Below are 10,359 nucleotides of genomic sequence, written 5' to 3' on the forward strand. Positions count from 1 at the left end.
TATCTAATCACACGCTTCGGATCGAAAAGGCAGACGCCAAATTCGATTTTTCATGCCTGCCGTATACTGCAAGTGAAATTGAGAATGCTTTACATCATGAGGAATTACCGCCGGCAAGAAGAACGGTGTTGTGTATTTATGGTGCAGTTCGTGGTGTTGGTGGCATAGACAGTTGGGGAACCGATGTTGAAGATGCTTATCATATCAGTGCAGAAAAAGATATCGACTATTCGTTCTATATTTGCTGATAGGAAATGATATAGCATGTATCCGGTTATAAAAAGCCAAGGCGAGGGATAAGGTAATTTGCCTAAAATTTTACGAACTATCGATGCCTCTTTGATTCTTGGTGCAAGATAAATTCTTGACACCTTTATTTTGATAGGTATAATGCTAGATAAAAGCATGAAACGGCGATTGGATTGTGTGCAAAGTCGCCAAAAACTTGTTGAATTTGGAGGAATAGTATGAAGAAAAGAAAACTCTTATCCCTTGCCTTGGCTTTAGTCCTGGGGCTTTCTCTGCCGGGCTGTGCGAACAATGCATCCAAGGCGGAAAGCGAGAAGGGCAGTGCTGCGGCAGGAGAGACGAAGGCTGAGGAGGCAGGCGGAGAAAAGGCGGAAGCCTCTGAGGGAGTTAAGGAGATGAAGCTTCCCACCTTCCTGGCAGGAGAGAATGTTGGCGCAAAGTTTTTCCTTCCTCAGGTGGAGCGTTTTAATAAGAAGTATGAGGGAAAGTATAAAATCACTGTAGAAGAGGTGGTACAGGATTCCTATGCGGAGAAGATTAAGCAGCTGGCTACCCAGAAGAAGCTTCCTGCTTTGGTGCATAGCCCCGGATCCGGCGGAATCGATGCCCAGTGGTTTAAGCAGGTTATTTTGGACAATGACCTTGCCTACGATTTGACAGATTTTGCCAAGGAAACTCCGGAGCTTTCCGATTTATGGATTCCGGAATCCAGAGAGTATTGTACCTATAACGGTAAGCTGGTGGTTTCTCCCATGCTGGTGATTCGTCCTATCGGTATGTTTTACAACGAAGACCTGTATAAGCCGGAGAAAAGCCTTGGAGAGCTTAGTTATGACGAGTTTGTTTCCTCTTTAGGGGACAACAAAATCGCTTTTATGACCTCTGAAAATGCTTGGACCACTACTTTGATGCTTTCCGCTCTTGTGGGCAATGAAGAGGGTGGAGCAAAGCTTTTACAGGATAGCGTAAAGGATAAGCTTTGGGATTATACGGAAGAGCCATTTGTAAAGGGGGTAGAAAAGCTACAGACCCTTTTACAGAAGAATGCTTCCGCAAATACTTTAGGAGCAGCTTATGCAGATGCAGCCAATGCTTTTATGAGCAACAAGGCCGCTGTAATTCCCAACGGTTCCTGGATGGTTTCCGAGTTTAACGAGGAATCCAAGGACAAGTGGAGCAATGATTTTAAGGGATCCTCCGTGCATGCCGGCATTTATCCCGGAAATATTGCATTAGCGAATCCTGCAGGCTATGGAGATTTCTGGATTCCCGCTACTGCAAGCGATGACGAGAAGGAAGTGGCGAAGGCATTCCTTGCTTTCCGCGGCAGTCAGGAAGAGCTGGAAGCCTATCTTCTGGCAGAGGGCGGAACCGCACCAAAGCTGAAGTATAGCGAGGATTTCCTGAATAAGCTTAAGGAAAACCCATTGTTATACGAGTACAATCAGAGCGTAAATGATGATACAAAATATGTACCTATCTTAGGGGATGTGTTCCCAGCTTCTATCGGGGATCAGGAATTCGGAAAGCTTTTACCAAAGCTGATTGACGGAAGCTTGAGTCCGGAAGAGTTCTGTAAGGAACTTACAAAAAAGGCAGAAGAGGCAAAGCAGTAATACAAAACATTAAATAGAAAGAGTAAAGGGGAGTAAAATAGGATGAAAGCATCAAGCTTGGAAAGACGGAATTATAAGTGGATTGCCCTATTTTTGCTCCCCTCCTTTTTGGTTTTTCTCTTCTTTTATTTACAGCCGATTCTCAGTATTTTTCTAACTTCCTTTACGAAGTATGACGGCTTTAACCGTCCCCGTTTTGTGGGATTGCAAAATTACATACAGCTTTTTGGGCAGGAATCCTTTCAGCTTTCCATGAAGAATCTTTTTTTGTGGTCTCTTATTGCCACCATTCTTCATGTGGGCTTTGGAACGATTCTTGCTTTTATTTTGTTCCAAAAACCTAGAGGCTGGAAATTCACCAGAGCGGTTTTCATGGTGCCGAATGTAATTTCCGCAGCAGCTTGGGCTTTGATTTATCGTTTCATTTTCAATGATGAAATGGGCTTTATGAACGGGCTGATTCGCCTCTTTAACAAGGATTTTCATCACCAATGGTTCTTTGAATCTCCCTATGCCTTCTGGGCGGTGACGCTCACCTGGCTTTTTTATGCGGTGATTGTGACGCTTCTTGTGATGAATGACCTCTATTCCATTCCGGAGGAGGTCTTTTCCGCGGCGAAGGTGGACGGCGCCAATACCCTTCAGATTCTTTGGCATATCGAGCTTCCCATGTGTCGTATTTCCATCGGAACCTCTATCATTGCCTCCATTACGGCCAGAATTGCCATGTATGAGCAAATCGCCCTAACCACTTCCGGAGGGCCGGGAAACGACACCATGAACCTCCCCCTCATCCTGATGAAGAACATTTTGGACTTAAAATACGGCTTGGCCAATGCCAGCGGTGTGATGATGTTTCTGGCGGGAATTTTGGTGCTGCTTTTGGTGCATAAGGGATTTCGTTTAAATGAAGGGATTTATGACTAAAAGTAGAGGTTTGTGAAAGTGTAGAGCTTTCAGATGAAGTGAAGCATTACGGTCTAAGCGAAGGGATTTATCAAAATGAAAGCATTTTTGCAAAATAAAGACAATGTCAATGTAAAGAAAAAGAAGGGGTTTTTATCCTCCCTTCTCGTTGGAATGCTTTTGTGCTTTACCATTTTGATTTCTCTTTTCCCGATTGTGTGGGTGATTTTATCCTCCTTTAAAACCAATGCGGCAATTTTATCGGATCCCTTTTCCCTGCCTACAGGCTTTTCCTTAGAGCCCTACAGCTATATTTTTTCCAAGTATAATTTTGTACAGTATTTTTTGAATTCCACCTTGGTTTCCCTTTCCGCAACGCTACTGGCTTTGTTGATTTATGCCATGGGAGCCTATGTCTTTGCCAAGTATAACTTCCCGGGAAAAAATCTTCTTTTTATCCTATACTCCATCACCCTTTTGGTGCCGGCACAGTCTAAGGCTCAGCCGATATTTTCCCTTTTGATTCATCTAAATCTCTATGATTCTTTGCCGGGACTTAGCCTGGTGTATATTTCCATGGGACTGGCCATGAGCATCTTTGTATTAAGGCCTGCCTTCCTTGCCATTCCCAAGTCTTTGGACGAAGCGGCGATACTGGAAGGAGCGGATTTCTTCACCGTCTTTTGGAAAATCAACCTTCCCTTGGCAAAGGGCGGATTAACCACAGCGGGAATCCTATTGTTTTTGGGAAACTGGAATGAGTATTTCTATGCCTCATTGTTGATTAGTTCGGATAAGGCAAGAACTCTGCCATTGGCTTTGCAATTTTTCACAGAGTCCTTTTCCTATAATTACCCCAGACTTTTTGCGGCTTTAACCGTGGTGGTCTTACCGGGAATCTTGCTCTATGCAGTTCTAGAGGAGCAGGTGCAGACGGCTATGGCTAGCTCGGGGATAAAAGGATAATTCACAAAAGTGATATAGAGCAAATATTATTAGCGCAGGGTTTATATAGTTATAACAGTGATGAATAAAGCCGTTGTATTTAATATCGTATACTATTCAAAAGTGTGGTTTTAACTAAAATAATTTAAAAGGGAAATAGCCCTATAGTTATTGCATTATTACAAAATTTAGGATAGTATTCTAATACTAAGAATGAAAAGGAGGTGGAGTAATGAATTATGAGACGAGAGAGTACATTAATAAGCTTGCGGATTGTGTTCGAGATGTATATAAAATTCCATTTCCAGTAGAGGATATGGCACCTATAGTGAAGGAAATAGGTGGCGAAATTGAAGAAAAAATAGATCTTAATTCTTATTGCGATGGTACAATTAGAAAAATTTCTGATAACAGTTTTCATATTGTTATATCGCCTACTCAGAATAGGCAAAGAAAAAATTTTACAATCGCACACGAATTGGGGCATTTATTCCTTCATATGGGATATGGTATTAGTAAAGAAGTTTGGGAAAGACAGAAAGAAGTAGAATATCGAAGATTTGGTGCATCAGAGCAAGAATATCAGGCCAATGAGTTCGCTGCGGCGTTGTTAATGCCTCGAGAAATTTATCTGAAGGAAGTGAGTGAATTGGCGGTAGATGGTACGGTTGATATGGAACAGGTTGCACGTAAGTTTAATGTGTCTTTATCTGCAGCAATTAATAGAGGTCGTTTTTTGGGAATTTTATCATGAGTCAGTTAGAAAGTGAAAAAAAGGAATTTATAAGTTTGCTTATTGGTGAACAACCTACGGATGAAATTACAGATGCACAAAAGTTAGACATTGATAGCAAAGAGCAGGGACAGTCAGTCATGTACCTGTTCTTTTCTTTTGACATTGTTAATTCAACAAGCTATAAGACAACAACTCCTTATTGGCCTATAGTTATGGAGTCTTTACTAGGAGATATTAAGGACGAAGTTGAACATTTAGAGAAGCAAGAGAACCAAGAGAACCAAGAGAACCTAGAGAACCCTGTTTTATGGAGAGTCATTGGAGATGAAATAATATTTTTTTCGGAGATTCATCGTAGTGAACTTTTGAACAAATGGGTTTCATTCATTTTTAAAGTAACGAACCGTATGACATTACGACTGGAATGTGGAGAATTTTTTAAAAGTATAAAAAATCAAAAATTAAAGGATAAAGATATTCAACAGTTAAGTTTTCACTCGCCTTTATCTTTGAAATCTACAGCATGGATAGCCGCAGTCAACACACAGTATGAAAATAATTTCTTTGATTGTATAAAAATAAATTATCGAATAACTGCCAATGAAAATAGCGTTCAAGATTTTTTAGGAAGTGATATGGATGCTGGATTCAGATTAAAGCAGTATACCCAAGAAAGAAGACTTGCAATAAGCTTTGAGTTAGCAATGCTACTTTTAGATTTTAAGGAAAAAGAGGGGATTAATTTACATATCATAGATTATGTTAAGTTGAAGGGGGTGTGGAACGAAGCATTATATCCTGTAATATGGTATCACAATGAGGAAGTGATGGAGGAATTAAATAAAGAATTTTCTATTGAAGGAGCTTCTTCGGCGTTCTTGGAAAGTTTTAGATATGATGAATTATATAATAATCCCAAAAGTAGTAATTATATTGCAAGAATAAAACAAACTGAAAACACAAATAGTGAAGTTCGATTAAGTGATAGTATGTTTGAGGTAGACAAGGCCATTAAGCGGATTATTAAGGATAGAAATTTCCAAAAAAAAAGAGATTATCTAAAGAAATCGATTACAGCAAATCGTTCAACTTTTCCAAAGGAGTACCCTTTAGAGCTACATTGTGCAGTAGTGTGCTGCGATGTTGAAAATAAGCAGATTATGATTATTCATAGAGGGAGTGGGAATTATAATAATAAAGAACAATGGGAGTTTGGTTGTGCAAAAGCGAAAAGTGGAGAAGCTTTAGTAAAAACAATCAAAGAGTATTATATGAAAAATTATGCTGTGGATATAGAGTTATTTTGTGATGAAAGACGAGAGGAAAAACAACCCAAACCGTTTGCGACCTATGAAGTTGGTGAAGGCACAGCAAACATTAAGAAGGGAATTATTTTTGCAGGAATAGTTCAGCATAAAGAACCTTATAGGCCGAATACTTCTCATGATCAGGTTAAGTGGATTCAGCAAAAAGACATGAAGGATTATGATGATTCAAAAGCTATAAAAGATTTTAAAAAAACATTAGAAACTATCTTCGAGGAAGAAAAAATCTGGGGGGATAAATAATGAAGGATGATATTCTTCAACCATTTCTTTTGAATGAATTAGAAAGAGTAGATAAATGGCTTGATTTTGGAGAGGCAAAAAATGCTGCACTTGTTGCATTTAATGTGGCAGTGCTATCAGTAAATATGGATTTTGGATTTCCACTGTTGCTTACTATTTTGAGGATTTTTACAGTTCTTTCTATGGCTATTTCTCTTATGTCTTTTTGGCCAAATATGGGCAAAAAAGTTGGTGATATAAAGTTAAAGTTATATTTGAATGATCCTGGAACGAATAATTATTTATACTTTTTGAATATTGCATGTTTAAATGATGGAACTGAATATTTACAAATTGTAAAGAGCCGATATTTGAGTAAAGAAATAGATATTACATGTACTTATTGTTGTGACTTGGCAAATGAAATTATTATAAACAGTCGGATTGCTGTAAAAAAATATCAATATTTTCAAATGGCCTTAATGTTTGATTTTATAGCATTATTTTTTGTAGTATTAATTTTTATTTGCGCATAGCCTTGGCAAGAAAAATTTTGGTAGCATTAGAAAGAAAAAAGAAAAATTGGAGGCGCAACCTTTATTTTTTACATGAACTCTTTTGGGATAGAGTAAATGTAAGATGGGTCCAATAAAAGATGTAAAAATGTATATTTCCATAGAAATATGTACCTACAAAATAGTTTGTAGATTGGAAAGTTTAAATAATTAAGATTTCCCCCCTCGAATTCGAGGGGGTTAATGGGCTAATCCGACATTAATATATCAATTAGCTTAATAGTGGCGTTAAATCATAAAAATCCTTGAATTCCCCCTAAAAATAAGAGATAATTTTCCTGTCAGGTTCAAAAATGGAAAAGCGACAAGAAAACCCTATTTCACAGATTGGAGGATTTATGCAGCATCGTATATTAGGAGATAATGATTGTCCCATTTTGGAGATTCAGTTAAACCCGGGAGAAAGGGTGAAGATTGAGAGAGGCTCCATGGCCTATATGGCCGGTGTGGAGTTGCAGGGAAAGATGAATTCCGGCGCTAACGGCGGCGGTCTGGGCGGTTTGTTAAGCGCTGTGGGAAGAAGTATTGCCAGTGGAGAAAGCATGTTTATTACCGAGGCTGTCGGCGTGGCTAATGGGGGTAGAATCGGTGTGGCGCCATCCATTCCCGGTAAGATTGTTCGTTTAGAGATTGGAGAGAGGCAGTACCGCCTGAATACCGGCGCCTTTTTGGCTGGGGATTCCACAGTAAGCTATGCCATGAAAATGCAGGACTTGGGAAAGGCGTTTTTTGGCGGCACCGGCGGCCTCTTCGTCATGGAAAGTCAGGGGCAGGGAGATCTGTTTGTCAATGCCTTTGGAGATCTTTTGGAGCTGGAAGTGCACCCCGACAGCCCCTTAACCATCGACAATGACCATGTGGTGGCTTGGGATAAAAGTCTGGATTACCATATTTCCGTAGCCTCCGGAACCTTCGGATTCACCACAGGGGAAGGCCTGGTCAACCGTTTTATGGGAGAAGGAAAGGTATATATCCAGACCAGAAACTTAAGCAGTCTGGCTTCTGCCCTGCCCATCGCCAGAAACAATAAGAACAACGGCAAAGGCGGCTTCGGCTTATAGAGCTTTCTATGTCCTATAAGCAGTTTCGCTTCCACCGTAAACAAAAATGCTTTAAAATGAAAAAAGGAGTGTCATAAGCCGAGCTTGTGACGCTCCTTTGCATTAGTGAATTCCTAAACTTTATCTGAAAAGAATATTGATATGTGGAAGAGAAGGGAAAAGTAGGATATACTGCAAAACAGTTTTTGTGAAAGCGAGTTTTTATCCTATGAAGAAAAATGTGAGCGGGCGCGAGCTCTTATTTATTGCCTCCCTTCTCTTCGGCATGTTGTTCGGGGCAGGGAACTTGATTTTCCCGGTATCTCTTGGGCAGAAGGCCGGAAATACGGTTGGTTTAGCCACTCTGGGCTTTTGTATTACCGGAGTGGGAATGCCTCTTTTGGCGATTGTGGCCATGGCTCGTACGGAATCCGCCAGTATGTTGGAACTGGCATCAAAAGGGGGAAAAGGTTTTTCCCTCTTTTTTTCCAGTCTGCTTTATCTTTGTATCGGCCCCCTGTTTGCCATTCCCAGAACCGCATCGGTTTCCTTTCAGGTGGGGCTTTATCCCTTTATCGGGGAAGGGTATCAGAGGTCGGGATTGCTGATTTTCACCTTCCTTTTCTTTTTGGCGGCGCTGCATTTCTCCCTTCGTCCGGGGAAAATCCTGACCTATGTGGGAAAAATTCTGAATCCGCTCTTCCTCTTCTTTTTGGGGATTCTTTTGCTTACTGCCTTTCTGCACCCTATGGGGGCAATTCAAAGCCTTCCTCCCACAGGAGAATATGCGAAAAACAGCTTTGTCACCGGACTTTTAGAGGGCTACAACACCTTGGATGTGGTGGGGGCTCTGGCCTTTGGTAACATTTTGATTGAGACCATTAAAAATCGGGGAGCGAAGGACGGAAGGGAAGTCTCTCGCCTAAGTATTATTTCCGGAAGCATTACCACGGTGATGATGGCCATCGTCTATTTCGCATTGGCCTTTACCGGAGCGGCCAGTAGAAGTCTTTTTTCTTTGCAGGACAATGGCGGAGACATCCTGCATTCCGTTTCCACCCATTACTTTCCACGTTTTGGCGGAGTGCTTTTGGGAATCATCATTTGCCTTTCCTGCCTGAAAACGGCGGTGGGGCTGATTACCTCCACCAGTCTGGCTTTTGCGGAAATGTTTCCCAAGGGGCTTCCCTATAAAAAGCTTGTGCTGCTGTTTACCTTCTTTTCCTTTGCCATTTCCAATCTGGGCTTAAGCAGAATCATTCAATTTACCGTCCCGGCGCTTTATTTTATTTATCCCATGAGCATAGTGCTGATTTTATTATGTTTATTTGGAGAGCATTTTCGCTTTGAAACTAAAATTTTCCAAATCGCCCTGTATGTTACGGTGCCCTTTGCCCTTTTGGATGCCTACAAGGCACTGCCGAAGGAGCTGCATGCCGGGATTCCTTTTCATGGGAAAATGATGAAGCTTCTTTCTCACATCCCTCTTTTTTCTGTAGGGATGGGCTGGATTTTACCGGCGTCTACGGCCTTTCTCCTTTCTTTTCTTTTTTGGAAAATGCGGGAAAGGAAAATGCAAGGTATCGCATAGAAACAGCAGAAAAAATAGCGGAAGGAATCCTTAAAGATATCTTTCCGCTGTTATTTTCTAAGGACTCTGTGCTATACTCTAAAGAAAAAAAGAAAGGACGGAAGACATGAAGGTTGTTCTTCTTGCAGGAGGCTTAGGCACCAGAATTTCGGAGGAATCCCATTTAAAGCCAAAGCCCATGATTGAAATCGGAGAAATGCCCATTTTATGGCATATCATGAAATATTATTCTTCCTACGGCTTTAAGGAATTTATCATTTTGGCGGGCTATAAGCAGTACCTGATTAAGGAATATTTTGCCAACTATTTTCTGCACAATGCGGACATTACCTTTGACATGGGAAAGAATACCATGGAAGTCCACAACAGCGAGGCGGAGGACTGGAAGGTAACCGTGGTGGATACCGGCCTTCACACCATGACCGGCGGAAGATTAAAGCGGGTGGAAAAATACTTAAAGCATGAGCCCTTTATGCTGACTTATGGAGACGGGGTTTCCGATGTGAATCTGGAGGCTCTTTTGGACTTCCATAAAAAGCATGGCAAGCCGGCAACCATCAGCATGGTAAACCTTGCTCAGCAAAAGGGCGTTTTGGATGTGGATGCCGAAGGGCAGATTCGTTCTTTCCGGGAGAAGGAAGAAAAGGACGGCGCGGTGATTAACGGCGGCTTTATGGTGCTGGAGCCGGAAATCTTTGATTATCTACAGGACGATAATACCATCTTGGAGCAAAGTCCCATGCAGAATCTTGCGGCGGAAGGCAAGCTGATGGGCTATTATCATGACGGCTTCTGGCAGTGCATGGATACCCAGAGAGAGAAGAAGCTTTTGGAAGAGCTGTGGGCAAGCGGCAAGGCACCCTGGAAGCGTTGGTAGAGGAGTAGGGGGCAAATGCATTTTCAAGAATTAAAAGCCTTTTATCAGGGGAAGAAAGTATTTTTAACAGGCCACACCGGTTTTAAAGGGGCGTGGCTTAGTTTGATTTTGCAAATGATGGGAGCGGAATGCACCGGTTATGCCCTAAAGGAAGAGCTGGGCGCCTTATTTTCCCTCTTAAACTTAGAAAAGGGGATGCATTCCATCGAGGGAGATGTGCGGGATTATGACCATTTAAGGAAGGTGATGCAGGAGGCGGAGCCGGAATTGGTTTTCC

Annotated in this window: 11 protein-coding genes; all 11 read left to right on the forward strand. The window is 41.5% G+C overall.

All coding sequences use genetic code 11. The annotated features are described in order from the left end of the window. On the forward strand, nucleotides 1–248 hold a 248-nt coding region (locus ACO4PX_RS05410; protein ID WP_485571866.1), incomplete at its 5' end, for a beta-galactosidase small subunit-related protein. A 219-nt stretch (nucleotides 249–467) separates the two neighbouring features. Then, nucleotides 468–1,865, forward strand: a complete 1,398-nt coding sequence (locus ACO4PX_RS05415) for an ABC transporter substrate-binding protein (RefSeq protein ID WP_314833795.1) — start codon at nucleotides 468–470, stop codon at nucleotides 1,863–1,865. 42 nt (nucleotides 1,866–1,907) lie between these two features. After that, nucleotides 1,908–2,792, forward strand: coding sequence for a carbohydrate ABC transporter permease (locus tag ACO4PX_RS05420; protein ID WP_448975532.1), 885 nt, complete (start codon nucleotides 1,908–1,910; stop codon nucleotides 2,790–2,792). A gap of 75 nt (nucleotides 2,793–2,867) precedes the next feature. Next, complete coding sequence (locus ACO4PX_RS05425; RefSeq protein ID WP_485571868.1) at nucleotides 2,868–3,737, forward strand: carbohydrate ABC transporter permease; 870 nt, start codon at nucleotides 2,868–2,870, stop codon at nucleotides 3,735–3,737. A 211-nt stretch (nucleotides 3,738–3,948) separates the two neighbouring features. Next, nucleotides 3,949–4,470 (forward strand): ImmA/IrrE family metallo-endopeptidase, encoded by a 522-nt coding sequence (locus ACO4PX_RS05430; protein WP_485571870.1) that lies wholly within the window; start codon nucleotides 3,949–3,951, stop codon nucleotides 4,468–4,470. Further along, entirely contained in the window at nucleotides 4,467–6,020 is a 1,554-nt protein-coding gene (locus tag ACO4PX_RS05435; protein ID WP_485571871.1) for a hypothetical protein, read from the forward strand. The genes ACO4PX_RS05430 and ACO4PX_RS05435 overlap by 4 nt, the downstream gene beginning before the upstream one ends. After that, complete coding sequence (locus ACO4PX_RS05440) at nucleotides 6,020–6,535, forward strand: Pycsar system effector family protein (protein WP_485571873.1); 516 nt, start codon at nucleotides 6,020–6,022, stop codon at nucleotides 6,533–6,535. Before ACO4PX_RS05435 ends, ACO4PX_RS05440 begins: the two co-directional genes overlap by 1 nt. A gap of 377 nt (nucleotides 6,536–6,912) precedes the next feature. Further along, entirely contained in the window at nucleotides 6,913–7,635 is a 723-nt protein-coding gene (locus ACO4PX_RS05445; RefSeq protein WP_314999315.1) for a TIGR00266 family protein, read from the forward strand. Nucleotides 7,636–7,855: 220 nt separating this feature from the next. After that, nucleotides 7,856–9,205 carry a branched-chain amino acid transport system II carrier protein gene (brnQ, locus tag ACO4PX_RS05450; protein WP_485571875.1) on the forward strand — a complete coding sequence of 450 codons (1,350 nt, stop codon included), beginning with the start codon at nucleotides 7,856–7,858 and terminating at the stop codon, nucleotides 9,203–9,205. Between the two features lie 106 nt (nucleotides 9,206–9,311). Continuing rightward, nucleotides 9,312–10,082 (forward strand): glucose-1-phosphate cytidylyltransferase, encoded by a 771-nt coding sequence (gene rfbF, locus ACO4PX_RS05455; protein ID WP_183684418.1) that lies wholly within the window; start codon nucleotides 9,312–9,314, stop codon nucleotides 10,080–10,082. 15 nt (nucleotides 10,083–10,097) lie between these two features. Continuing rightward, on the forward strand, nucleotides 10,098–10,359 hold a 262-nt coding region (locus ACO4PX_RS05460; protein ID WP_485571877.1), incomplete at its 3' end, for an NAD-dependent epimerase/dehydratase family protein.

Source organism: Oribacterium sp., assembly GCF_057249185.1.